This window comes from Reyranella sp. GW821-FHT14A01 (genome assembly GCF_058803965.1).
Genome location: NZ_JBXAPM010000010.1, coordinates 288,530 through 311,889, shown reverse-complemented (window position 1 = coordinate 311,889; position 23,360 = coordinate 288,530). Strand labels below are relative to the sequence as shown.

Sequence of the window (23,360 nt, the reverse complement as noted above, 5' to 3'; positions counted from 1 at the left end):
GGGGCAATCGTGGAGGGGATTATGAAGTCCAAGCAGATACCCGAAACGTCGAGCAACATGATGACACAGGACGACGCGAACCATAGTCCGCTGGTGGGCGAGCTCATGGATCTCTACGTCGCCACGATCATCGTCATTCCGATCGCCTTCATCCTGAAGTCGCTTTGGGTGTAGGCCCGGATCTGAAGCCCCGCTTCAGCCTCAATTGAAGCGGGCAACCTCGGTTTGGCCGCACCGTTACAAGGTCCCAACAGGAGGTGATTCCATGCGTTCAATCGCCATGCTCGCTGCGTGCGCCGGCCTTGCCGTCGTTTCGCTGCCTCTCGTCGCCGGTGCGCAGACGACTGGCCAAACCACTACACAGAATGACGCCAAGACGATCTGGGAGAAGTTCAAGGGGAACTGGAACCAGACCAAGGGCGCCGTGAAGGAGGAGTGGGGCAAGCTCACCGATGACGATCTGCTCGCCATCGAGGGTCGGCGCGACCAGCTCGTCGGCAAGATCCAGGCCCGCTACGGCATCTCCAAGGAGGAGGCCGAGGTCCAGGTCGGGACCTGGGAAAAGACGCGCATCAAGGACATGTGAGGAGTGACGACCATGAAGCGCTCCTTTGGCTTGGCCGCCCTGGCCGGCTCACTCCTCGTCGCATCGACTGTCGCGGCCTTTGCCCAGGCACCCGGCACGGTCGGTGCGGGCGTCTCCGCCAACGGCGTGACGCAGTTCAAGGACGAACGGACCGGCAAGGTCTGGACGCCCGAGAATGTCAGCAAGGACAACCAGACACCGCAGCAGCAGGCGGCGATGCCCAAGACGGCGGCCGACAAGGCCTTCGATCCGAGCGCCCAGTCCGTCGGAACGCAGATCGTCGTGCAGCGGCCCCGCGGCAACCTGATGGGCACCGTGCCGATCACGGCCGGACCGACCGTTCCTGCGGTGGTGATCGACAGCCCGTGGCTGCAGGCAGTGCCGCAGCAGACCTGGCTGTCCGTCGTCTATGTCACGAACAACAGCGCCGACGTCGTGGAGCCGGTGGTGGGCTGCACCTTCACCAATGGCGGCCGGCCAGTCCAGGACACGCGCGTCGTCCTTTCGCCCGCGGGCCCCGGCGAGCGTTGGGGCGTTCCGGTCTACGGACCGCCGGTGTCCACCTTCGTCGATCGGGTGACCTGCCGTCTCCTGTCACCGGTATAATCGCCTTCCGACCGAAAACGTTACGGGCCGGTCTTTCCGAAAGGAGAGGCCGGCCCGTTTCGTTTGGCGTGAAAGACCGCTACGGTGGCCCTTCGGGGACGAAGGGATATTTACACATGCGTAGTACTGTTTTGGGACGTCGGACGGCACTGGCAGGCGGTGTCGCCCTGGCGAGCGCTTCGTTGATTCGGCCGCGCGAAGCCCGCGCCGCCAAGGGCCTGACGGTCGTCCTCGAATCCGAGGTGACGATCCTCGATCCGCACGCCACCACGGCCGCGATCACCCGCACCTTCGGCACCCACGTCTTCGACACGCTCTTTGCCATGAACGACAAGGGCGAGATCAAGCCGCAGATGGTCGAGAGCTTCGACAGCAGCCCCGACAAGCTCACCTGGACCTTCGTCCTGCGCGACGGGCTGAATTGGCACGACGGCACGCCGGTGACCGCCGAGGATTGCGTAGCCTCGCTCAAGCGCTGGTCGGTGCGCGATCCGCTGGGCAAGATGCTGATGGCGGACACGGAGACGCTGGAAGCGACGAACCCGAAGACCATCAAGTTCGTGCTGAAGCAGCCTTTCCCGCTGCTGCTCGAAGTGCTGGGCAAGCCCAACGCGCCGCTGCCGGTGATGATGCCGGCGCGCCTCGCCGCGACGCCGGCGGATCAGCGCATTCCCGAGCCGATCGGCTCCGGCCCGTTCCGCTTCGTCAAGGATCAGTGGCGGCCCGGCAACGCCATGATCCTGGAGCGCTTTGCCGGCTACGTGCCGCGCAAGGAAGCCCCGGATTTCCTGACGGGCGGCAAGAACGTGAAGATCGACCAGCTCACCTTGCGCGTGATGCCGGACCAGTCGACCGGCGCGAACGCGCTGATCGCCGGCGAGATCGATTACATGCAGTACCTGCCCTTCGACATGCTGCCGGTGCTCGAAAAGGAGAAGACCATCAAGCTGCTGGGTCTGGGCGGCATCCACCAGTTCCAGGGCAACTTCCGCCTGAACCATGCCTTCCCACCGTTCGACAATCCGGCGGTGCGCAAGGTGATGTGGAAGCTGGTCGATCCGAACAGCGTGCTCCAGGCGATTGGCGTACCCGACAAATACCAGACCAAGGATTGCGCCTCGTTCTGGATGTGCGGCGCGCCGCTGTCGACCGACGCCGGTGTCAGCGGCAACAAGTTCGACCTCGCCGCCGCGCGCGCCGAGCTGAAGGCTTCCGGCTACAAGGGCGAGCCCGTCATCGTCCTCGAAGTCGCCGGCTCGATCAGCCAGACCGCGTCGCGCGTGCTGGTGCAGAACATGAAGGATGTCGGCTTCAACGTGGAGCAGCAGCCGCGCGACTGGCCGACCGTTCTCGCGCGCCGCGCCAAGAAGGACGGCTGGTCGATGTTCCCGGTTTATTCGAACGGCACGGACATGTACTCGCCGCTCACGCACTTCTACGTCGCGGCGACCTGCAACGACTTCCCCGGCTGGTCTTGCGACAATCGTATCCCGGACCTGCTGAAGGCCTTCACGCGGGCAAGTACGCCGGAGGAACGCAAGAAGATCGCCGCGGAGATCCAGGTGATTTCCTACGACCTCGTGCCGGCCGTGATGTGGGGCCAGTTCACGATTCCGGCCGGCTACCGGTCGGATCTCAAGGGCCTGATCCAGTCGTCCTATCCGATGTTCTGGGAAGTCGACCGCTAGGCAGGAACCGGCTGTGCGGCCCGGCGTTGATAGGACATGCCGGGCCGTCTTCTCCTGATCGCTGTTGCAGCCGTTGCGTTGGGCGCATGCGCAACGGAGACCCGCCTCGTCGTAGCGGACGATGCCTGTACCGCTTACGGGTTCCGTCCGGGGACAACGGAATATGCCAACTGCAAATCGCGCGAAGCCGCGGCACGTCAGCAGGGGCGGGTTGCCGTAGCTGCCTGTTCCCAGAACAGGTCCTGGCGGATTCGCAGGCGGCTTGTCGTTCCTATGGCATAATTCCCTACAGCGCCGGCTTCGATCAGTGCGTTCAGCGGGAGTTCGCGGCGTGCCGGCCGGTCTGAGGGGTATTCAATGACTGTTACGCACAATGCCGCGCAGCAACGCTATGAGCTGCCCGTCGATCACGGCCTGGCGATCGCGATCTATCGCCAGCAGGGCGACGCCCGCATCTTCACCCATACGGAAGTGCCGCCCGAGGACGAGGGCAAAGGCATCGGCGCGCGGGTGGTGAAGGCCGCACTTGAAGATACGCGCAAGCAGGGGTTCAAGATCGTGCCGGCCTGCAGCTTCGTCGCTGCCTATGTCCGCCGTCATCCCGAATACGACGACAGCAAGCGCTGATCAGGGTTTCACGACCAGGAAGGCAGCCACCGTCGCGGCCGCCGTGACGACCGCACCCCAAGCTAGGTCAACCGCGCTGACAGCCATCGGCCAGCCGCGCAATGTCGCCAGGTTGGTAAGGTCGTAGGCCGCGTAGACGCAGAAGCCGAACAGGCCGCCGTAGAGGAGGGCGCTCGTCCACGTGCCGGCACTCACAGAAAGAGGCACCGCGAAGACCGCGATGCCCGCCGCATGCACCAGATAAAAGAGGATGGCGACGCTCCAGATCGGCTTGTCCAGGAGCATCTGTCCCAGCCGCGCTTTGTAGAACTCGCGGCTGACGACGCCGAGCCACAGCGCGTCGAGGATGGCCAGTACGACGAGTGCGACGAGGTAGCTGACCACCAGGGTTTTCATGAAGAAGGTTTAGTGCGCCATGAAGTACCAGGCCAGTGCCAAGGCCGCGGCCGCGCCGACGGCCGAGATGACGAGAACGGTGAAGACGCGACCGGTGACGACACCGCTGCGGGCTTCGGTTGGAGTAACTTCGGGCTGCATGGAATTCCTCCTTGTTCAGGAATTCAACGCCCGCACGGAGCAGAGGGTTGCCCGGTGGAACCCCCGCTCGCGCCCCGGCGTTACCCGCACAACCCCTGCCAAAGGAGCGCGCAAATGTTGTACTGGGCCTTGATGTTTCTCGTGATCGCGCTGCTTGCCGGCATCTTCGGCTTCGGCGGCATTGCCTCCACCGCGACCGGTATGGCGCAGATCCTGTTCGTGATCGCGATCATCCTGTTTGTCGTCAGCCTGTTTGCCGGTTTCGTGCGCCGCAATCTCTAGGCGCTGAAATGGTCGCGGAGCAGGGAGCGGGCCTCGTTCCCTGCGGCGCGGTCCCAGCAATTGACGATCGCCACCCGGAACCCGCCGGGCGGCATGGCATGCTTTTCCGGCGCCATGGTTTCGTGAAAGGTGACCTGAACGCTTGAGACGTCCCTTATTCGCTTGATGTGTTCGACGAGCGCTTGCGGCGGATGGCGGTACCGCGGACCGTGCGGCATGAAGAGCACCACGCTGTATCCCGTGCGTCTATCGCTATCGTCGTAGAACCACTCGCGCCGGGCATAGAGCCGCACCAGTGCTTCCACCCATCCCTTGCCATAGAGATCCGGCCATTGGTCGGCGAACCGCAGATGCACCTCGATGATGCGTCCGCCGATCGTCTCGAGATTCACCATGCCCGTGTAGCCGGCGAGATGTTGCCGGCACCAATCGCCCGCCCCGGCCTCGACGGCGGGCTCGGGTCTGGCATAGATTTCCCAGTAGTCGAAGGTGCCGTCGCCGCTGGCAATGCCAGCAGCATGGCGCCACCACTTGGGCGTCCCGTCCACCAAAGCCACGTCGCTGCTGATGTGTTCGCCCTCCAGCAACGGCATCCACATATGGCCCGGCTGATAGGCGGCCTCGTAGTCGGCCTGTGAACGCAGCGCCTGGCTGCCGACCCCCATGCCTTTCAGGTTGTAGATCGGCTTGGAGAAAACGGGATAGACGGTGGGCGCTACGCCGTGCGGCGCCGCCGCAAATCCCTGGCGCATTGCGACCGCGAGTTTATCGTAAGCCCAGCGATGTTGCGGGTTCCAGATCCAGGCGTCCGAGTCCTCAGTCGGTATGAAGACGTCCGCAGGGCAATCCACCTTCTCGAAATATTGAACGCGCCAAGGATCGATCTCGCAAATGGGCACTTGTTTCCCTCATCGGTACGGGCGGACGCTGCAGCGTGATCGTCCGGTAATGCTCTTGCAACCGACCGGCGCGGCACCACGTTAGGCGGGCGGAGGTCCCGTGCCAAAACTGATCGCGCTTTCCGTGCAGACGCACGGCCTCCAGTCCTTTCGGACTGTCCGTTCCCATACGGAAGAACTCGCTGCCCCCCTGTCCGCCGAGGACCAGACGGTGCAGTCGATGCCGGACGCCAGTCCGACCAAATGGCATCTCGCCCATACGACCTGGTTCTTCGAGACCTTCATCCTGCGGCCGCACGCCCGGGATTATAGCGTCTTCGATCCGGTTTACGAATATCTCTTCAATTCCTACTACGAGGCCGTCGGCCCGCGTCATCCGCGGCCGCAGCGCGGGTTGATCACGCGGCCGGGCGTCGAGGAAGTGATGGCCTACCGCCATCACGTCACTGCCGCCATGGTCGATTTCCTGCAAGGCGATCACGGCGCACAGGATCTCGTCGAACTGGGGCTGCATCATGAGCAGCAGCATCAGGAGTTGATCCTGATGGACATCAAGCATGCCCTCTCCCTGAACCCGCTGCGGCCGGCCTATCGCGCCGCCCGGACCGGCAAGATGCAGGCAGTGCAAGGCATGGGCTGGCGTGAGTTCGAGGGCGGCCTGGTCGAGACCGGGCATGACGGGCAGGGCTTTGCCTTCGACAATGAAGGGCCGCGCCATCGCTCGTGGCTCGACGCGTTCGCGCTGGCGATGCGGCCGGTCAATTGCGGCGAGTATGTCGAATTCATCGAAGATGGCGGTTATCGCCGGCCCGAATTCTGGCTGTCCGCCGGCTGGGATTGCGTGAACCAGCGCGGCTGGGAGGCGCCTCTCTACTGGGAGAAGAAGGAAGGTGCCTGGCACGTCTTCACCCTGTCGGGCCTCGAACAGGTCGATCCGGCCCGGCCGGTCTGCCATGTCAGCGTCTTCGAGGCGGCCGCCTTCGCCAAATGGGCGGGCAAGCGCCTGCCGCGCGAGGCCGAATGGGAGATCGCGGCCGGCGCCGTTGAGGACACCGGCGAGGTCTGGGAATGGACGGCCAGTCCCTACGTCGCCTATCCCGGCTATCGCGAACCGGCCGGCGCGATCGGCGAATACAACGGCAAGTTCATGGCCAGCCAGATGGTGCTGCGCGGCGGATGTGCCGCGACGCCCGCCGGCCATGTTCGTCCCACCTATCGCAATTTCTTTCCGCCCGACGCGCGCTGGATGTTCGGTGGAATTCGTCTCGCGGAGGATCTCCGATGAATGTGCCGCTGCTGGCGATCGACGACCGCGAGGTCGCTGATCGCGATGACTTCCGTCGTGCCGTCCTCAGCGGCCTGGGTGGGTCGCCGCGGGCGATCCCGGCGAAGTTCCTCTACGACGCCCGAGGCTCGGCGCTGTTCGACGCGATCTGCGAGCAGCCCGAATATTATCCGACGCGGACCGAGACGGCGATCCTGCGCGATTGCGCGGACGCCATCGCGCGTCTGGCGGGGCCGGGATGCGCGCTCGTCGAGTATGGCAGCGGCTCCAGCGTGAAGACGCGGTTGCTGCTCGAGGCGATGCCCGATCTTCACGCCTATGTGCCGATCGACATTTCGCGCCAGCATCTCGACGTCACGGCCCGGCGGTTGCGCGAGGATTATCCCGGGCTGCGTGTCGATCCTGTCTCGGGCGATTACATGGCACTCGATGCGCTGCCGCCGGCGATCAATGGTGCGCGGCGCATCGGCTTCTTTCCCGGCTCCACCATCGGCAATCTCACGCCGGAAGAGGCGGTGCTGTTCCTGCGTCGCGCGCGCCGGCTGCTGCGCAAGGACGGCGCCCTGATCCTGGGTGTCGATCTCAAGAAGGACCCGCAGCGCCTGCACGACGCCTACAACGATGCCGCGGGTGTGACGGCGCAGTTCACGCTGAATCTCCTGCGGCGCATGAACCGCGAGCTGGACGCCAATTTCGACCTCTCGGCCTTCGCCCACGAGGCGTTCTACAACGAGGCGGCGGGCCGCATCGAAATCTACTTCCGGAGCCTGCGCGACCAGACGGTGACCGTCGCCGGCCGCCGCTTCGCCTTTGCCCGGGGCGAGCGGGTTCATACCGAGTATTCCTACAAATACGACGATGCCGGCATCGCCGAGCTGGCGCGGCAGGGCGGTTTCTCGATCGCCCATACTTGGACCGATCCGGCCCGACTGTTCGCGGTGGTCTTCCTGACTTAGCCCCCACAATTGAAAGCCCGCTCCCGAGGTGGCTCAGGAGCGGGCTTGGAGGCCGGACGGGGAGAGAAGCGTTGCTGAGCGGGGGCAGAGGCAACGCCAATTATCCAGCCATGCAAAACCAACGGCGCCTGCCCTGGGAAGGTTGCGGTAAGGGGCCGAAAAGTTGAAAATTCCTAAGTCTTTGATTCGTCTGGCGTAATGGCCGCAAGCTGAGCGTTCAGCTCGGCATGAAGCACATCGTCTCTGATTTTCGGCAGCATTTTCCGAAGCATCCCGGCTCTCGCGTCGGCCGGCGCCGCTTTCAGCTCCGTCAGGAAGCGGACGATCTCTTCGCGCGTCGCGAAGCCCATGTAGCCGTCGTCGGCTTCATGGGCGAGGCAGGCGGGCGAGGCGGGATCGTCGGCGGGCATGACTATCGGCTTTACAGCGGATGCCACCAGCGGCCGGCCAGCACGACACCGGCCGACAGGAGGCGCTTGTCGCCGATCAGCTTCTCGCCGATCGAATCGGCATAATCGAAGCGGCCGCTCGCCTGATCGATCACCGTCGCTTCGCCGACGCTGCCGACCTTCAGGGTGCCGAGGTCGGGCCGCTTGATGGCGGCCGCCGCGTTCACGGTCGCGAGCTTGATCACCGTGGCGAGATCGACGCCGAGGCAAAGGAACTTCGACATGGTCGTGAGGAGGTCGAAGGCCGGCCCCTCGATCGAGATCACATGCACGTCGGAGGAGATCACGTCGGGCAGGAAGCCGGCCGCCAGCATCTTGCGCGTCGTGCCGAAGCCGAACGAGCCGCCGCCATGGCCGATGTCGAAGATCACGCCGCGCTCGCGCGCGGCCAGGATTTCGTCGCGGACGTTGCCGCCCGGCGTGACCGGTGCGTTGGGGAAGGGGCGGAAACAGTGGGTGAGGATGTCGCCCGGACGCAGGCGGCTCACCACCTCGAGGCGCGACGGCGGCGGCGAGTCGAGATGCGCCATCAGCGGCAGGCCGGTTTCCTCGGCGACGTCGAGGGCGATGTCGAGCGGCATGATGCCGGAATCGCCGCTCGCCGACTTGCCGACACGGACCTTCACGCCCAGCACCAGGTCCTTGTGCTCACGTGCGACGCGCACTGCTTCGCGCGCATCGAGAAGGCGCATGTCGGCGGCTTCGCCCACCATTACCGTCTTGGAGAAGGCGAAGATGCCGGGGAAGGAGACGTTGAGGAACGGCAGGATGCGGACCGGCGAGGTCTCGATCACGTGCTTGCGGAAGCCGTGGAAGTTGCCGGGCCCGGCGCTGCCGGCATCGATGAAGGTCGTGACACCGCCGGTGCGTGCGACCAGCTCGGCCTCGACGCCGAGCGAGGTGCCGCCCCAGTAGACATGGGTGTGCAGGTCGATGAGGCCCGGCGAGACGATCTTGCCCGCGACGTCACGCGTGTCCGTGCCCGACAGCCCGTCGCCGATGGCGGCGACCTTGCCGCCGGCGAAGGCGATGTCGGTCACCCTGTCGATCCCCTGCGAGGGATCGATCACACGGCCGCCCTTTAGAACCAGATCGTTCATGCTCTTCTCTTCTTTCCAACGCGTATCACTTGCTCATCCTACTCCACTCCCGCCCCAATGCCCCAGCGCGCGGCAGGACGAGATCCTCGAGGCCGAGCCAGTCGGCCATGAGTCGAAGTTCCTCGCGCATCGGCGCCGCCACGTCGCGCGCCTCGATGCCGGGCTCGAGATGGGCAGCAGGCACCAGCAGCCTGGAGTTGGCCCGGTCCGATTTCAGGTCGACGCGGCCGACCAGCCGGTCGCCCAGCAGGAAGGGCAGCACGTAGTAGCCGTGCTTGCGCTTGGCGACCGGCGTGTAGATCTCGATGCGATAGAAGAAATTGAAGATCCGCTCCGTGCGGTCGCGTTCCCAGACCAGCGGGTCGAACGGTGCCAGCAATGCACGCGCCTCGACCTGGCGCGGCTGGCGCGCCGCGGGATCGAGAAAGGCCGGCCGGTTCCAGCCCTCGACCTCGACCGGGATGAGGTCGCCCGCTTCGACAAGCTCGGCCAGCCGCGCCTTGGTGTCGGCGACGGCCAGGCGATAATAGTCGCGCAGGTCGAACTCGGTGGCGACGCCCAGCGCGCGGGCGGAGAGGCGCAGCAGCTCGCGCTGGGCCTCCTCGGGCGAAGGCGTGGGCAGCGCCTGGATGTCCGCGGGCAGGACGCGCTCGGTGAGATCGTAGACCCGCTCGAACGTGCCGCGTCGCGTGGCGGTGGTGACGATGCCCGCGTAGAACAGCCATTCGAGAGCCAGCTTGCCGTCGTTCCAGCCCCACCACGGCCCGCGCTTGGGACCGCCGTCGGCCAGTTCCGAGGCGGCGACGGGTCCGCGATCCTCGACCTCGCGGCGCACTTCCTCGATATAGGCCGCCTTCTCGCGGCGGAACTCCTGCAGCTTGCCCTTGCTGGTGCCGGCGGCGGCGCGCGCCATGCGCCAGCGCAGCAGGGGCTGGGAGGCGAGCGGCAGCAGCGAGGCTTCGTGCGCCCAGAATTCGAAGAGACCGCGGCGGCTCTTGCGGCCCCAGGCCAGGCTGTCGAGATGGGCGCTGTCGTAATTGCCGAGCCGCGAGAACAGCGGCAGGTAGTGCGCGCGGGCCAGCACGTTGACCGAATCGATCTGCAGCAGTCCCAACCGGTCGATGGCGCGCTTCACATGGCCCAGGTTGGACGCGCTGTCGGGGCGCTGGATGCCGAAACCCTGGGCTGCCAGGGCGATGCGCCGGGCGGCGGCGCCGCCGATCCTGTTGTTTCTGCGAGACACGGCAACACACTAATCAGGCGCGGCCGCAACGGCCATTGGATAAGGACGTTTCCCGTCCTGGTCATTCGAACCAGGGAGGAAATGTCATGGAGACCCACCGCGGCCGCCTGATCGATCACCTGCATCTCAAGGTCAAGGATCTCGAAGCATCCAAGCGCTTCTATAAGGCGGCGATGGAGGCGCTCGGCGTGCCGCTCGTCGAAGGCAAGGACCATTTCTTCGCCGACGAGCTGTGGGTCGATGTCGGTCCCGCCGTGGCGCATGTGCACTTCGCCTTCCAGGCCAAGGACCGCGCCGCCGTCGATCGCTTCCATGCCGCGGTTCTGGCGGCGGGCGGGCGCGACAATGGAGCGGCGGGCGAGCGCAAATATCATCCCGGCTACTACGCGGCTTTCGCCTTCGATCCCGATGGCAATAACGTCGAAGCCGTCTATCACGGGCCGCACAAGCGCTCGGCCGACAGCGTGCATATCAGCTGGTGAACAGGCGACGCGGGCTTACCTGCCCTCGAGTCGCTTCAGAGCCTTTGCCACCGCTTCGGCCTGCCGGTTCGAGACGTGGCCGTTCGCCTTGAACTCGCTCACCACCTTCCTGAGGAATGGGCTGCGTTCGGTGTGGAGTTCGGCGCGCTTCATCAGCGCCTCGTGAATGTGGGCCGGGCCGCGATTGCGCGCGGCCTGACGGGCGCGCACCACCCTGATCACGACCGCGACGACGAAGGCAACGGCCACGACAATGAGGATTTCGGTCAGTTGCATGATTTCCAGCTGTCGACATTGGCGGCGAGATGATCGGCTCCGAACATGGAGCAGACGAGGGCGTCGCATCGGCAGGCTGCACCGAGGGCCGGCAGCAACCCGGTCAAGGTGCCGAGCCGGCCACCCGCTTCGGCCTGCCGGCGGATGAAGGTGAAGGGTGAATGCGCGATGAAGCGCACGCTCCGCCACTCCGCAGCCAGTGCAAGCAAGGTCTCACTCACCGGAACCTGCACGACGGCATCGGCGAGCAGATCCTTCGAGGCGAGGAATTCCAGCCCCTGCAGGAGATCGCCCTCCACCGAGAAGCCGAAGCGCCGGATGGTGCCAGTGCGCTGCTGTGCCCTGAACCACGCCCCGACATCCTCGATGCCCGGCCGGTCGGGCGAGAAGTTATGCAGGAGGAGATCGTCGATGTACGAGACGCCGAGTTCCGCAAGGCTCGTGCGCAGGCTGCCGGCCAGCAGATCGATTTCGTAGGTGCGGACCGGCTGGAAGCTCTCGGCACTCGCGACGCGGCGCACCTGCGCCTTGAGACCGGGTGCGAAGGCCAGCGCCCAGCGGGCGGTGGATTTCGCCAGGCCGAGCAGGGGAGAGTTGCGCACCGGCAGGATGCCGCATTTGGTGACGATGCGGATGTCCTCGCGGCGATGCCGGCCAAGGACCGCGCCGACCACGCCCTCGGCCTCGCCCCAGCCGTAGGAGCGGGCCGTATCGAAATGACGGATGCCGGCCGCATGGGCGCGTTCGAGCGCGGCGCTGCCGGTCCGTCGCGAGACGCGTCCCATGATGACGGCCGTGCCGAAGCCCAGGACGGGAATGGTCATTGGTAGCGAAGCTGGAGCATCAGCCGGTCGCCGCTCTCGGGCGGCAGGGCCTTGTGATAGCAGGACGCGTCCTCGAGGAAGCCGAAGCCCGCCGGCCCTTCGATCGTGCGCTCGGCATCGCGGCCGTAGGTCTGCCACGCCTCGGCATCGCTGAGGCGCGCGATGCCCAGCAGGTGGCCGAGCCGCTTGCGTCGGCTGCTGCCGGCGATCAGCGCATGGGCGCCGTTCCGCGCCGTCGTGTCGAGCAGGTAGAAGTTGGCGTACATGAAGTTGAAGCCGTCGACGTCGTAGTGATAGTCGATCGTCTGGTAGGCCGCGCGCCGCTGGTCGGCGGAGAGCTGGTTGGCGAGGCTCCAGAACAGCCAGCTTGAGACCTGCCGCGGCCGATAGCCGAGGAACAGCGACGCCGCCCGATAGAGAAATTCGTCGCCGGCCACGGCACGCACCATCGCCAGCCGGGACGAGGCGTGGACGGTCGCGATGGCAAGCCTGTGTCGCCGGTCCGACAGGGCGGCGTAGCTGCCGACAAGCTCATCGTTGAAACGAAGGGGCAGCGTTCGCGCCTGGTCCTGCAGGACGGGAACGGCGGTGCCGTCGAGTCGCGGTCCCAGCGAGAAGGCGTCCCGGCGCATTTCCGTGGCCTGTTCGGCGGCGCTCTTCGACGCCAGCACATGGCCGGAACGCGTGACATCGACGGTCGAAGTCGCCGGCTTGTAGAGATCGCCCATCTGCAACGGGGTGGTCCGGACGACAATGTCCCTCAGGCCGTTCAGCCCGGAATAGGCAGCGCTCATGGTCGCGAAGCGCCCCAGCACGTAGCGCGGCCGGCGCGTGACCAGGAAGCCCAGCCACCTGGCGCGCTCGATCTGTCGGGAGGCGAAGCCTGCCATGCCGGGGACTAACGCTCTGGCACGGGAGCTAGGCGAGCGCCGTCTCGGCGCGCTGCGCCATGGCCAGCAGCGGACGGTCGTGCAGCCGGGGCGCCACGATCTGCAGGCCTACGGGCAAGCCGTCACGACCGACGCCGCAGGGGATCGAGATACCCGGCACGAGCGCGAGGTTGAACAGCGGCGTGAAGGCGGCATGGCCGCGCGGTCCTACCTCCTTGTTTTCGATGATCTTCGGATAGACCTGCTCGACCGGCCAGGCGACGCAGGCCGTCGTGGGCGTCAGCAGGTAATCGTACTCGGTGAAGAATTGCGCGACGGAACGTGCACAGGCATCGGCGAAGCGGAAGGCGGCGACGACGTCGGTGCCGGCCACCGAACGGCCGCGCTCGATCAGACCGGTGATGTTGTCGCCGAACAGATCCTTATCGGCTGTCTGGCGCTCGCCGTAGAGCAGGGCCGAGGCGGAGCTGTTCACGGCGGCGAAGGCGGTCTCGGTCGTGTCGTCGGGCCAGGCAACATCGGCTTCCTCGATGCGCCAGCTGGCGGCCCGCAGCTTCGCCACCGCGGCGTCGAAGGCCGCCATGACATCGGGGTCGACCGCGACGCCGAGGCCGAGCCGCGGGCTCACGGCAATGCGCGGGCTGCTGGGCGGCGGCACGTCGAGCAGTGCCACCGAATGCGGATCGCGGCGGTCGGGGCCGGCCATCACCTCGAACGCGAGCTTTGCATCCGCGACCGTGCGGCCCATCGGCGCCGTCACCCCGTAAAGCGGGCCGTAGGCGCCGCCGAAGCCGAAGGCCGAGGGAATGGCGCCGGCGGAGGTCTTGAGGCCGACGACGCCGCAATGAGAGGCCGGCCGCCGGCCCGAGCCGCCGCCATCGGTGCCGAGCGCGATCGGGGTGAAGCCGGCGGCAAGGGCCGCCGCCGCGCCGCCGGACGAGCCGCCCGGCGTCAGCGCGGGATTGAGGGGATTGCGCGACGGGCCATAGACCTTGTTTTCGGTATGGCCCTTGGCCGCCATCTCCGGCGTGTTGGTCATGCCGAGGAAGATGCCGCCGGCGGCCTTGAGCCGCTCGACGGCGACGGCGTCGTGCGGCGGCTTGAAGTCCTTGTAGAGCAGCGAACCGTTGGTGACGGTGCGGCCCTCGACCCAGGTCGTGTCCTTCACCGTGTAGGGAACGCCCAGGATCGCGCCGTCGAAGCCCTGCTTGCGTTTGGCATCGACGGCGTCGGCCGAGGCGCGGGCTTCGGCAGGGTCGAAGTCGACGATGGCGGTGAGCTGCTCGTTCCGCGCCTCGACGCGGGCGATCGCCATCTCGGCCACGTCGCGCGCCTTGGTCTTGCCTGTGCGTACGGCGGCGGCAATGGCGGCGGCGCCCTGATCCAGCAACTCGGTCATCTGTTTTTCCTCATTTGCCCACTTCCTAGCATGATAGCGTGCGCCGCCATGACGTTGGAGAGCGACCTCTATGCGCCGGTGAAGGTGCTGCTGGAAGGCCAGGGTTACGTCGTCAAGGGCGAGGTGCGCGGCTGCGATGTCGTGGCGGTCCGCGGTGCGGAGCCGCCCGTGGTGGTCGAACTCAAGCGGACCTTCGGACTGGGCCTCGTCCTGCAGGGTGTCGACCGCCTCGCGCTGACCGATCTGGTCTACCTCGCGGTCGGCCAGTGGCCCAAGCAGATGAAGAACGTGAAGAAGCTCTGCCGTCGCCTGGGGCTGGGCTTCATCGTCGTTGCCGGGGACAAGGCCGACGTGGTGCTTGATCCCATGCCCTATGTGCCGCGGCAGAACAAACGAAAGGCGGGCCGCATGCTGGGCGAGCATGCACGCCGCGTCGGCGATCCCAATCTCGGCGGCCAGGCGATGCGGGCGCCGTTGATGACGGCCTATCGCCAGGAGGCGTTGCGCTGCGCCGAGCTGTTGGCTGCAAACGGGCCGATGAAGGTGGCGGCGCTACGCACGGCCTGCGACGCACCCAAAGCGGCCCAGATCCTGCAACAGGATGTCTATGGCTGGTTCGAGAGGGTGGAGCGCGGTGTCTATGCGATCACGCCGAAGGGGCGGGAAGGTCTGGAGCGGTTCGACCGCAAGCCGGCCTGAATGCTGATCGCCCACCTCTCCGATCCGCATGTGCGGCCGGACGGCGAACTCTATCAGGGCGTCGTCGATTCCAACGCGCAATTCGTGGCAGCGATCGCGCATGTGAACGCGCTCGATCCACGACCCGACCTCGTCCTGCTGAGCGGCGATCTCGTGGATCACGGCCATACCGACGAATACGCCATGCTGGCCCGGCTTCTGGCGGATCTGAAAATTCCCGTCCTGGCCATTCCCGGTAACCACGATGAGCGCGAAGCCTTTAGAACGGCTTTCGCCGGCCAACGCTGGCTGCCGGCAAACGGACCAATCAATTACGTGCTCGAAGATCACGCACCGGTGCGCATTGTTGCCTTCGATGTGACCTTGCCCGGCCTGCACCACGGCGTCGTGAGCGAAGAGGGCGCGGCTTGGCTGGATCTCGTGCTCGCGACGGAACCATCGCGACCGACGATCATCATGATGCACCAGCCGCCGTTCGATACCGGTATTCCCTATATGGATCCTTATTCTTGTCGGGAAGGCCAGCGGCTGGCGGCGGTGCTGGCGCGCCATCCCCAGGTCGAGCGCCTCCTGTGCGGCCATGTCCATCGCGTCATGCAGTTGCGCTTCGGTGGAACCACCCTGTGCACCGCGCCGTCAACGACGACCACCATCGCGCTTCAGCTTCGACCCGACGCCAAGCCCGCCTCGTACATCGAGCCGCCGGCGATGCTGCTGCATCACTGGCAGGAAGGGACGGGGTTGATCACGCACTTTGTCCCGATCGGGACGTTTCCGGGGCCTTATCCCTTTGCGTAGTGCTGGGGGCGCGCCACTCCAGTGGCGCGTCTTCTTTTTCAATGACCGCGCCACTGGAGTGGCGCGCCCCCAGCTATGAGCCTCGTTTCAGCTTCAACAGCTTCGCCGCGTTTCCGCCCAGGATCGCCTGCTTGTCGGCGGCCGTGAGCTCCGCGCCCGACACGAATTCGATGGGCTCGTACATGCCCATGTCGAAAGGATAGTCGGTGCCCATCAGGATGTGGTCGCTGCCGTAGGTCTTCACGAGATATTCGAGCTGGCTCTCCTCGAACACGATCGTGTCGAAGTACATCTTCTTCAGGTACCAGCTCGGCTTCTTCTTGATGCACAAGCGACAGTCCGAGCGCGCGCCGTGCGCATGGTCCATGCGGCCGGCATAGGCGGGCAGGAAGCCGCCGCCATGCGCCACGCAGACCTTCAGCTTCGGATAGGCATCGAGCACGCCGCCGAAGATCAGGTGGCTGACGGCCATGGTCGAATCCAGCGGGTTGCCGATCACGTTGCTGAAATAGTGTTCGGAGAAACGCCTTCCGTCGGGAAAGCCGTTGGGGTGGAGGAACACAAGGACACCCAGCTCCTCGGCCTTGGCGAAGACCGGCCGGAACTTCTGCTCGGACAAATCCGCGCCCGCGACGTTGGTGCAGAGCTCGACGCCGCGCAGGCCGAGCGTCTTCACCGCTCGTTCGAGTTCGGCGACCGCGAACTCCGGCGCCTGCATGGGGACGGTGCCGAGACCGACCAGGCGATCGGGGTGCTTCGCCACGGTCGCGGCGATGTTGTCGTTGATCAGGCGGGCGGCGTCGCGGCCGAGTTCGGGCGGCGTCCAGTAGAAGTATTGCGGCGGGGCGGGCGAGATCGCCTGGATGTCGACGCCCATTTTATCCATGTCGGCGATGCGGCGCTCGACCGAGGTGAGCATCGGGCGGACGGTTTCGGTCTGGGCCTTCTGTACGGCACGTGTCGCTTCGTTGGAGAAGCGGCCCATCGGCTCGTCGGGCTCGATACCCGAGGCGGCGACCAGAGCGGCGGCCTCGGGCGAGACGATATGGCAGTGGATGTCGATGACGGGGCCGGCGGTCTTTCGCGCGCCGCGTTTTGCCGAAGCGGCGATACGGCGCGGCCTCGGATCACAGGTGTAGAGCATGGCGGCGGTCCCTCCGTTCCCTTGTCACGGAAACGATAGGCCCGCCGCCACGGTCGTCAAATCACTCCTCAGAAAATCTGAAGGAAGATCATGTAGAGGCTGGCCGACAGGGCGATGGCGCAGGGCAGGGTGAGCACCCAGGCCATCAGCAGGTTGCGGACCGTGGCCCATTGCAGGCCCGAGCCGTTGGCCGCCATCGTGCCGGCGACGCCCGACGACAGGACGTGTGTCGTCGACACGGGCAGGCCGTAGATGTCGGCGGCGGCGATGGTGCCGGCCGCCACCAGCTCGGCCGACGCGCCCTGCGCGTAGGTGAGGTGGCTCTTGCCGATCTTCTCGCCGACCGTGACGACGATGCGCTTCCAGCCGATCATGGTACCGAGGCCGAGGGCAATCGCCACCGCGACCTTGACCCAGGTCGGAATGAAGCGCGTCGCCGTATCGAGCTCCTTCTTGTAGGTGTTGAGAACTGCCACCTCGGGCTTGGTGAGCGAGTTCTCCTTGTCCTTCATCAGGAAGCGCAGGGCTTCCGACGCGAGGTACATGTCGTTACGCGTGTTGCTGACGGCCTCGGCGGGAATCTTGTCGACCGAACCGTACCGGTCGACCTGGGCGGCGATCTCCTTCACGAGACCGGCGAGGGAGACGTAGGTGCCCTCGCTCATCTTGCGCTGAGACACGTAGGTCGTGACGGCGGGACGCGGATTGCCGATCGCATTGTAGCCGGCAGCCTGCTTCTCGATCACGACGGCCGCGGCAGCCGAGGCCGCCTGGAACGACTCCATCTGGCTCGGCGCCGGCGTGCGGTTCAGTGCGTAGGCCGTCGGCACCGTGCCGATCAGGATCAGCATGATGAGGCCCATGCCCTTCTGGCCGTCGTTCGAGCCGTGCGCGAAGCTGACGCCCGTGCAGGTCAGGATGAGGATGCCGCGGATCCACCACGGCGGCGGCTGGTTGCCCTTCGGCTCGGCGTAGAGCGCGGGGTTGCGCACCATCACCTTCAGCGACAGCAGGACGAGGCCCGCCGCGCAGAAGCCGAACAGCGGCGAGAGCAGCAGCGCGTAGCCGATCTCCGTCGCCTTGCTCCAATCCACGCCCGAGGTGCCGTCCATGCCGCGCGCCAGCGCGTTGGCGATGCCGACACCGATGATCGAGCCGATCAGCGTGTGCGAGCTCGAGGCCGGGAGGCCGAGCCACCAGGTGCCGAGGTTCCAGATGATCGCCGCGATCAACAGGGCGAAGACCATGGCGAAGCCGGCGCTGCTGCCGACCTGCAGGATCAACTCGACCGGCAGGAGCGAGACGATGCCGAAGGCTACTGCGCCGGTCGACGTCAGCACGCCCAGGAAGTTGAAGACGCCCGACCACACGACGGCGAATTCGGCCGGCAGCGAATGGGTGTAGATCACCGTGGCGACCGCATTGGCGGTGTCGTGGAAGCCGTTCACGAACTCGAAGGCGAGCGCGATTAGCAACGCGATGAACAGCATGAGGAATGGCAGCAAGGTCGTGATCTTGGTGCCCGACGCGTTGACGTCGGAGTAGACGCTGTACACGACGTACAGGAAGCCGGCGGTCAACAGGCCGACGAACAGGATCAGTGAAAGTGGATTGAAGCCCTTGTCGAGATTGGGGCGTGAGCTGGGCGCTGCCGGTTCGATCGGCGGTGCCTGCATGGCGACGTTGGACATAATTCTCCCCTCTGAGAAGTTGCGGGGGATAATCGCCGGACCTGTTGACGTGCCCATGACAGTTGGCTTCAGCAGGTCTGCAAGTCGGCGTGCTTCAGCGCGGATGCAACCGCGCAGGCCTTGAGGCATTATCTCGCTCGCATGCGCACCCTCGAGATCGTCCACCGCACTCGCTACGAATATTCCGAGCCGGTGACGCTCGGCGACCACCGGCTGATGTTCCGGCCGCGCGACAGCCACGACCTGCGACTTCTTCACACCGGACTGGTGATCGAACCGGCGGCCCAGGTCAGATGGATCCACGATCCGTTCGGCAATTCGATCGCCATCGCCTCGTTCGAGGGCACGACGCAGGTGTTGGAACTGGTCAGCACAATCCAGCTCGAGCATTTCGGCGTGCCGCCGGAGCTGCCGCCGATCGAGGAATTCGCACGCACCTTGCCGTTCAGCTATGCCGCCGAAGAGGCGCCCGATCTGGCGCGCTACGTCGAGCGCTCCTATCCCGACCCGAACTCGATCGTCGGTCCCTGGACAAAACAGTTCATGGAAGGCGAGGGCGGTAACGACACGTTCGGCCTCCTGAAGCGGCTCTGCGTGGGCATCCAGGAGAAGCTACAATACGCGATGCGCTTCGAGATCGGCACGCAGATACCGGCCGTTACGCTGGAGACCGGCGGCGGCACCTGCCGCGACTACGCGCTGCTGATGATCGAGTGCTGCCGGTCGCTCGGCCTCGCGGCGCGCTTCATCACGGGTTACCTCTACGATCCCGCGCTCGATACCGCGCCGGGCGAGGCGACCACCCACGCCTATCCGCATGCCTGGATGGAGGTTTACCTCCCGGGCGCCGGCTGGGTGGAGTTCGATCCGACCAATGGCATCATCGGCAGCGAACGGCTGATCCGCGTGGCCGTCGGCCGCGATCCGGAGCAGGCGATGCCGATCAAGGGTACCTTCACCGGGTCGACCGAGGTCACGGTCAATGCTGCCGTCGACGTCCAGGTGCATACGCTTACGCCGGCGCCCGTTCCCGATGCTGCAGTGCCGCTGAATCCCGAGTCCACAAAAGTCCCCGTGCCGCCAGCGGCACCGCCGCCCGAGCCGGCCCCAGTCGCTGCGTCCACCGCCCCGCAGGTCTCGCCGCCCGCGAGCCCTTTGACATCATAGAAATACAGCGCTTGAGTGCAAAAAGGGCCGTGACACGTCCCGACTATGCTTGGGGGTGGTTCTGGGCGTTTCAATCAATGCACTGGTGCGGGGCCTGCTTGGCCTCGGCGGGGCTCTTCTCGTCTGGTTTGCCTGGCCGGTGATGAGGAGCGCCTGGCAGGCCCAGCAGGCCGATGCCGCAACGACCGCGCTGCGCCTCAACTACAATATCTCGCTCGATTCTGTGCTGAACGCCATCGACAAGCTCGATCGCGCCGTCGACATCGATCCAACGGCGAGCCGCCATTTCCAGCGGTCCGAACTATTGGCCGGCGCGGCCTTGTCCCCCAATTTCGCCCCGACGGCCGAGCAGCGATCCGAATGGCTCAAACGGGCGCAGGACGATCTGAGCGTCGGCCTGGGCAACGATCCCGCCCGCGGCATACAGTGGCTTCGACTCGCCTCCGTCCGCCTGGCGCTCGACGGGCCGTCACAGCGGTCGGTCGCACCGCTCCTGATGTCGATCGACACCGCGCCGATGATGCTGCCGCTGTGGCCGGCCCGGTTGAGGCTCATCCTTGATAACTGGCAGGCGCTGACGACCTCGCAACGCGAAAAGGCCGGGCTTTACGTCGCACGGACCTGGCAGCTTTCGGCCAGTCACGAATGGTTCGCCGATGCGATTCGCACGCCGGTCGACGAGCTGTTCCTGCGCTATTTCGTGCGCAACGAGGCGGGCGCGCAGGAAGAGCTCACGCGCCTGCTGGCTGAGCGCCGGAAAAAGAAGCCATGACCGAATGGACCGAGAAGGGCCACGAACCCGGCGTGGTCGTCCTGCGCGACTGGCGATGGTTCGCCCGCCGAGCGGTCGACAGGACCGTGGTGTTCGTGTTTTTCGCGATGGTGGTGCTGGCAGCGCTGCCGATGGGCGGCAATCGCGATTGGGCATGGGCACCGCTCTGCGTGATCCTCGGCCTGATCGCGATCGCGGTTTCCCTGGGGCTTGGCGCGCGCGGCGGCCATTCCGTGGGCGTGACCGAGCGCCTGCCGCTGCTGGTCCTGGCAGGGTGCTGGCTTTCCTTCGCGGCTTTCGCGCTGTGGCAGATGACGACATGGACGCCGCTTACGGCCGATGCGTGGTTGTTTGCCCGTGCCGCCGAAATCCTCGGCAGCGCCCACGCCCCGATCCCGGCGATCGCCGCCGACGCGGCCCGCAATTCGCTCCTGAAATGCCTGGCCTGCGCGCTGATCTTCCTGACGGCGCGCGCTTTGTGCCGTGACCGCGATCATGCGCGGTGGTTCCTGATGGCGCTCGTCGCCAGCGGCGTCCTAGTCGTGAGCTACGGCATCGCGATGCAGATGTCGACGAACTCCTGCTATCTGGGCGGCTACCTGCGCAAGCAGTTCGAACTCACCCTCAACGATCGCTGCTCGATGGGCGGCACCTTCGTGAACAGCAACTCGTTCGCCTGCTACATGGGCATGTGCGTGGTCGCGGCCCTTGCCGTGATCTTCGGCAATCGCCGCGAGAGGAAGGTCGACATTCCCTATGGCTACGGCGATGAGGACGGGCTCCTCATCGACTGGTTCACCGGTCCGCGCGTTGTCCTCATTGCACTCTCACTGCTGATGTTGGGCGGTATGATGTTGTCGGCGTCACGTGCAGGTTTCGGCGCGTCGGCGGCGGGGATGATGGTGCTGGGCCTGCTCCTGATGCAGGGGCGCTGGCGGTCGCGCGCCGACCTCCGTCGCATTTTCTTCGTGGGAGTTGCGATTCTCGTGGTTGTCGGCGGCATTGCCGGCAGTGCGATGCTTTCCAAGTTCGCCGTGTCCGCCGACGATTCCTCGCGCCTGCGCATCTGGTCGGCGGCCTTCCAGGCGATTGCGATGTCGCCCTGGCTGGGCTGGGGGCTGGGCGGCTTCGGCGACGTCTTCGCGCTCCTGCAACCCTCCAACAGCCTGCAGCCCAACGACATTGCGCACTCGACCCCGCTCGAGACCGTGGTCGAGTTGGGCGTGATCGCGGCGATCCCCGCAATGGCCGTGGTGATATTGCCCTGGGCGATGTGCCTGCGCGGTGCCCTCATGCGCCGGCCCGGCCATCGCTATCTGCCCGCTGCCGCCTTCGCGGTGGCGTCCGTTCCGATCCTGCATTCGCTGATCGATTTCAGCCTGCAGATGCCGTCCATCGGGTTTGTCACCGCCGCGCTGCTCGGCATGGGATGGGCGCAGTCGTTCGGTCGCAGGGAGCGGTCGGGGCAGAGCTTTACGCCAAGGCAGTGATCGGGATATATCAGCGCCGGTGCAAGTATGCCGTAAGGCATATGCCGGATCGGGAAGTCCGGATGAGGAATCTTGGCGTATGAGCTTGGGACGTTCGGGCCGGATTCTCCGGGAAGGGCCAGTTATTCCTCACCGGGAGACGGCGTGCCGCGAGCGATGACGGCTGAGGTGGAAGTGTCATCCGACGAACAACGGACGACCAGCACGCCGCGCATGCGGTCGGCGCCCCAGCGATTCATCGAGACCTGGGTCGATGCCGTTCTCGGCTTCCTGTTCTGCGTCGTGCTGCCGATTCCGATTTATGCGATCGATGAGCCGTTCGTCGGTCCGTTCGACGCGTCCGAACTGACCATCGTCACCACGGCCGTCGCCTATGCCATCGTCTGGTACTGCGGCCGCCGGCTCGATGCCTTTCCCGGGGCCGGGCTGAATGCGGCCCAGGTCGCGCCGGTGGCGATCATCACCTATGCGCTGATCGCCGCCATCCTGCTGTTGCTGCGCCTCGAATACTCGCGCGTCCAGCTGTTCGGCAGCGGTTTCCTCACCGTGCTCTGGATGGCGGTGATCGCCCAGCTTCGCGGGCGATACCTGGTGCGCAACTACGCCGTCACGCCTCATTCGGCGATCGCCGCATTGCCGCGTCTTCCGACCTGTCGCTGGCTCGATTTCGACGCTGTGCGCCAGCGTCGCCTGCGGGTCGACGCGATCGTGGCCGACCTGAGCGGCGACCTCGAGCGGGGGCAGCTCGCGGCGCTCGCCGATGCCGCCATCGCGGGCGTTCCGGTGCTCGACCGGCGATACGTCGTGGAGAACATGACCGGTCGCACGCCGCTCAGCGGCCTGTCGCCCAACGAATTCGGCTCGCTGCTGCCGTCGCGCCAGTATCTCGTCGTTCGTCGCGCCCTCGAATGGGGCATGACCGCTCTCTTCCTGCCGCTGCTGATCCCGATACTGGCAATCGTCGCGCTGATCATCCGGCTGGACAGTCCCGGACCGGTCTTCTTCCTCCAGACCCGCATCGGCCGGCGCGGCCGTGCGTTCCGCATGATCAAGTTCCGCACGATGTTCGTCGGGGTGCCGGGTCCCAGCTTCACGACCTCGTCCGATCCCCGCATCACGCGCATCGGACACTATCTCAGGCGCTGTCGGCTCGACGAGCTGCCTCAGCTCTTCAATGTCCTGAAGGGAGACATGAGCTGGGTCGGCCCGCGGCCGGAGGCGGCCTCGCTGGAGCAGGGTTACGTCCGCGACATCGAGCACTTCGCCCTGCGCGGCATCGTGCGGCCGGGCGTCACCGGCTGGGCGCAGATCAACCAGGGCTATGCGCACGAAGCCGACGCGATGCGGGCGAAGCTGGAATACGACCTCTACTACCTGAAGCACTGCTCGCTGTGGCTCGACATGGTAATCGTCCTCAGGACCTTCGCCGTAGTGTTCCGCGGCACCGGCGCACGCTAGACTCCGCGAAAC

27 protein-coding genes are annotated in these 23,360 nt (G+C 65.9%); 15 read left to right on the top strand and 12 right to left on the bottom strand.

The features are described from left to right. Positions 1 to 21: 21 nt before the first annotated feature. From AC1ROX_RS19610 to AC1ROX_RS19590, 5 genes are all read left to right on the top strand, one after another. The gene (locus tag AC1ROX_RS19610) at positions 22 to 174 is read left to right on the top strand and encodes a hypothetical protein (protein ID WP_493128183.1); all 153 of its coding nucleotides are present in this window, start codon (positions 22 to 24) and stop codon (positions 172 to 174) included. Positions 175 to 379: 205 nt separating this feature from the next. Next, entirely contained in the window at positions 380 to 586 is a 207-nt protein-coding gene (locus AC1ROX_RS19605; protein ID WP_493128210.1) for a CsbD family protein, read from the top strand. Between the two features lie 12 nt (positions 587 to 598). Beyond that, a complete protein-coding gene (locus AC1ROX_RS19600) occupies positions 599 to 1,192 on the top strand; it encodes a hypothetical protein (RefSeq protein ID WP_493128182.1) in 594 nt (197 codons plus the stop codon). 116 nt (positions 1,193 to 1,308) lie between these two features. After that, positions 1,309 to 2,880 (top strand): ABC transporter substrate-binding protein, encoded by a 1,572-nt coding sequence (locus AC1ROX_RS19595; RefSeq protein ID WP_493128180.1) that lies wholly within the window; start codon positions 1,309 to 1,311, stop codon positions 2,878 to 2,880. Positions 2,881 to 3,237: 357 nt separating this feature from the next. Beyond that, the gene (locus AC1ROX_RS19590; RefSeq protein WP_493128178.1) at positions 3,238 to 3,507 is read left to right on the top strand and encodes a GNAT family N-acetyltransferase; all 270 of its coding nucleotides are present in this window, start codon (positions 3,238 to 3,240) and stop codon (positions 3,505 to 3,507) included. Here AC1ROX_RS19590 and AC1ROX_RS19585 read toward each other — a convergent pair whose 3' ends face one another. Together AC1ROX_RS19585 and AC1ROX_RS19580 are read right to left on the bottom strand one after the other, a co-directional pair. Next, on the bottom strand, positions 3,508 to 3,903 hold the full coding sequence (locus AC1ROX_RS19585) for a DUF2177 family protein (RefSeq protein ID WP_493128176.1): 396 nt from the start codon (positions 3,901 to 3,903) through the stop codon (positions 3,508 to 3,510). It abuts the gene before it with no gap. A gap of 9 nt (positions 3,904 to 3,912) precedes the next feature. Then, the gene (locus AC1ROX_RS19580) at positions 3,913 to 4,044 is read right to left on the bottom strand and encodes a hypothetical protein (RefSeq protein ID WP_493128174.1); all 132 of its coding nucleotides are present in this window, start codon (positions 4,042 to 4,044) and stop codon (positions 3,913 to 3,915) included. Between the two features lie 114 nt (positions 4,045 to 4,158). Between AC1ROX_RS19580 and AC1ROX_RS19575 the strand changes: the two genes are divergently transcribed. Then, positions 4,159 to 4,326 (top strand): DUF1328 domain-containing protein, encoded by a 168-nt coding sequence (locus tag AC1ROX_RS19575; protein ID WP_493128172.1) that lies wholly within the window; start codon positions 4,159 to 4,161, stop codon positions 4,324 to 4,326. On the opposite strand, the gene AC1ROX_RS19570 is transcribed toward AC1ROX_RS19575, so the two are convergent. Further along, positions 4,323 to 5,225, bottom strand: coding sequence for a hypothetical protein (locus tag AC1ROX_RS19570; RefSeq protein WP_493128171.1), 903 nt, complete (start codon positions 5,223 to 5,225; stop codon positions 4,323 to 4,325). The two genes, AC1ROX_RS19575 and AC1ROX_RS19570, sit on opposite strands and share 4 nt — an antisense overlap. A gap of 100 nt (positions 5,226 to 5,325) precedes the next feature. Between AC1ROX_RS19570 and egtB the strand changes: the two genes are divergently transcribed. Next, a complete protein-coding gene (gene egtB, locus AC1ROX_RS19565; protein ID WP_493128169.1) occupies positions 5,326 to 6,510 on the top strand; it encodes an ergothioneine biosynthesis protein EgtB in 1,185 nt (394 codons plus the stop codon). Further along, positions 6,507 to 7,466 (top strand): L-histidine N(alpha)-methyltransferase, encoded by a 960-nt coding sequence (gene egtD, locus AC1ROX_RS19560; protein ID WP_493128167.1) that lies wholly within the window; start codon positions 6,507 to 6,509, stop codon positions 7,464 to 7,466. Before egtB ends, egtD begins: the two co-directional genes overlap by 4 nt. A 173-nt stretch (positions 7,467 to 7,639) precedes the next feature. On the opposite strand, the gene AC1ROX_RS19555 is transcribed toward egtD, so the two are convergent. The 3 genes from AC1ROX_RS19555 to AC1ROX_RS19545 are packed head-to-tail and all read right to left on the bottom strand — an operon-like array spanning position 7,640 to position 10,258. Next, the gene (locus AC1ROX_RS19555) at positions 7,640 to 7,876 is read right to left on the bottom strand and encodes a hypothetical protein (RefSeq protein WP_493128165.1); all 237 of its coding nucleotides are present in this window, start codon (positions 7,874 to 7,876) and stop codon (positions 7,640 to 7,642) included. 11 nt (positions 7,877 to 7,887) lie between these two features. Further along, the gene (locus AC1ROX_RS19550; RefSeq protein ID WP_493128164.1) at positions 7,888 to 9,015 is read right to left on the bottom strand and encodes an amidohydrolase/deacetylase family metallohydrolase; all 1,128 of its coding nucleotides are present in this window, start codon (positions 9,013 to 9,015) and stop codon (positions 7,888 to 7,890) included. Between the two features lie 25 nt (positions 9,016 to 9,040). After that, positions 9,041 to 10,258, bottom strand: a complete 1,218-nt coding sequence (locus AC1ROX_RS19545) for a winged helix-turn-helix domain-containing protein (protein WP_493128162.1) — start codon at positions 10,256 to 10,258, stop codon at positions 9,041 to 9,043. An 86-nt stretch (positions 10,259 to 10,344) separates the two neighbouring features. Here AC1ROX_RS19545 and AC1ROX_RS19540 point away from each other — a divergent pair, with 86 nt between their 5' ends. Then, positions 10,345 to 10,740 carry a VOC family protein gene (locus AC1ROX_RS19540; RefSeq protein ID WP_493128160.1) on the top strand — a complete coding sequence of 132 codons (396 nt, stop codon included), beginning with the start codon at positions 10,345 to 10,347 and terminating at the stop codon, positions 10,738 to 10,740. 15 nt (positions 10,741 to 10,755) lie between these two features. Here AC1ROX_RS19540 and AC1ROX_RS19535 read toward each other — a convergent pair whose 3' ends face one another. From AC1ROX_RS19535 to AC1ROX_RS19520, 4 genes are read right to left on the bottom strand one after another with little or no spacing between them, the layout of a single operon-like run. Next, positions 10,756 to 11,016 carry a hypothetical protein gene (locus AC1ROX_RS19535; RefSeq protein WP_493128158.1) on the bottom strand — a complete coding sequence of 87 codons (261 nt, stop codon included), beginning with the start codon at positions 11,014 to 11,016 and terminating at the stop codon, positions 10,756 to 10,758. Continuing rightward, complete coding sequence (locus tag AC1ROX_RS19530; RefSeq protein WP_493128156.1) at positions 11,007 to 11,840, bottom strand: aldo/keto reductase; 834 nt, start codon at positions 11,838 to 11,840, stop codon at positions 11,007 to 11,009. Before AC1ROX_RS19530 ends, AC1ROX_RS19535 begins: the two co-directional genes overlap by 10 nt. Continuing rightward, on the bottom strand, positions 11,837 to 12,730 hold the full coding sequence (locus tag AC1ROX_RS19525; RefSeq protein ID WP_493128154.1) for a hypothetical protein: 894 nt from the start codon (positions 12,728 to 12,730) through the stop codon (positions 11,837 to 11,839). Before AC1ROX_RS19525 ends, AC1ROX_RS19530 begins: the two co-directional genes overlap by 4 nt. Positions 12,731 to 12,758: 28 nt before the next feature. Next, positions 12,759 to 14,129, bottom strand: coding sequence for an amidase (locus AC1ROX_RS19520; protein ID WP_493128152.1), 1,371 nt, complete (start codon positions 14,127 to 14,129; stop codon positions 12,759 to 12,761). A 48-nt stretch (positions 14,130 to 14,177) separates the two neighbouring features. Here AC1ROX_RS19520 and AC1ROX_RS19515 point away from each other — a divergent pair, with 48 nt between their 5' ends. Continuing rightward, on the top strand, positions 14,178 to 14,828 hold the full coding sequence (locus AC1ROX_RS19515) for a DUF2161 domain-containing phosphodiesterase (protein WP_493128150.1): 651 nt from the start codon (positions 14,178 to 14,180) through the stop codon (positions 14,826 to 14,828). Continuing rightward, positions 14,829 to 15,626 (top strand): phosphodiesterase, encoded by a 798-nt coding sequence (locus AC1ROX_RS19510; RefSeq protein WP_493128148.1) that lies wholly within the window; start codon positions 14,829 to 14,831, stop codon positions 15,624 to 15,626. 73 nt (positions 15,627 to 15,699) lie between these two features. Here the strand turns inward: AC1ROX_RS19510 and AC1ROX_RS19505 are convergent, their stop codons facing one another. Together AC1ROX_RS19505 and AC1ROX_RS19500 are read right to left on the bottom strand one after the other, a co-directional pair. After that, positions 15,700 to 16,770: an amidohydrolase family protein gene (locus AC1ROX_RS19505; RefSeq protein ID WP_493128146.1), complete on the bottom strand. Its 1,071-nt coding sequence runs from the start codon at positions 16,768 to 16,770 to the stop codon at positions 15,700 to 15,702. Positions 16,771 to 16,838: 68 nt separating this feature from the next. After that, entirely contained in the window at positions 16,839 to 18,461 is a 1,623-nt protein-coding gene (locus AC1ROX_RS19500; RefSeq protein WP_493128144.1) for an inorganic phosphate transporter, read from the bottom strand. A 141-nt stretch (positions 18,462 to 18,602) separates the two neighbouring features. On the opposite strand from AC1ROX_RS19500, the gene AC1ROX_RS19495 reads away from it, so the two are divergent. The 4 genes from AC1ROX_RS19495 (at position 18,603) to AC1ROX_RS19480 (ending at position 23,348) form a co-directional block, all read left to right on the top strand. Then, positions 18,603 to 19,628 carry a transglutaminase family protein gene (locus AC1ROX_RS19495; protein WP_493128142.1) on the top strand — a complete coding sequence of 342 codons (1,026 nt, stop codon included), beginning with the start codon at positions 18,603 to 18,605 and terminating at the stop codon, positions 19,626 to 19,628. Between the two features lie 85 nt (positions 19,629 to 19,713). After that, positions 19,714 to 20,400 (top strand): hypothetical protein, encoded by a 687-nt coding sequence (locus tag AC1ROX_RS19490; protein ID WP_493128140.1) that lies wholly within the window; start codon positions 19,714 to 19,716, stop codon positions 20,398 to 20,400. Further along, positions 20,397 to 21,890, top strand: coding sequence for an O-antigen ligase family protein (locus AC1ROX_RS19485; protein ID WP_493128138.1), 1,494 nt, complete (start codon positions 20,397 to 20,399; stop codon positions 21,888 to 21,890). The genes AC1ROX_RS19490 and AC1ROX_RS19485 overlap by 4 nt, the downstream gene beginning before the upstream one ends. 174 nt (positions 21,891 to 22,064) lie before the next feature. Then, the gene (locus tag AC1ROX_RS19480) at positions 22,065 to 23,348 is read left to right on the top strand and encodes a sugar transferase (RefSeq protein ID WP_493128136.1); all 1,284 of its coding nucleotides are present in this window, start codon (positions 22,065 to 22,067) and stop codon (positions 23,346 to 23,348) included. The last annotated feature ends 12 nt before the right edge of the window (positions 23,349 to 23,360 follow it).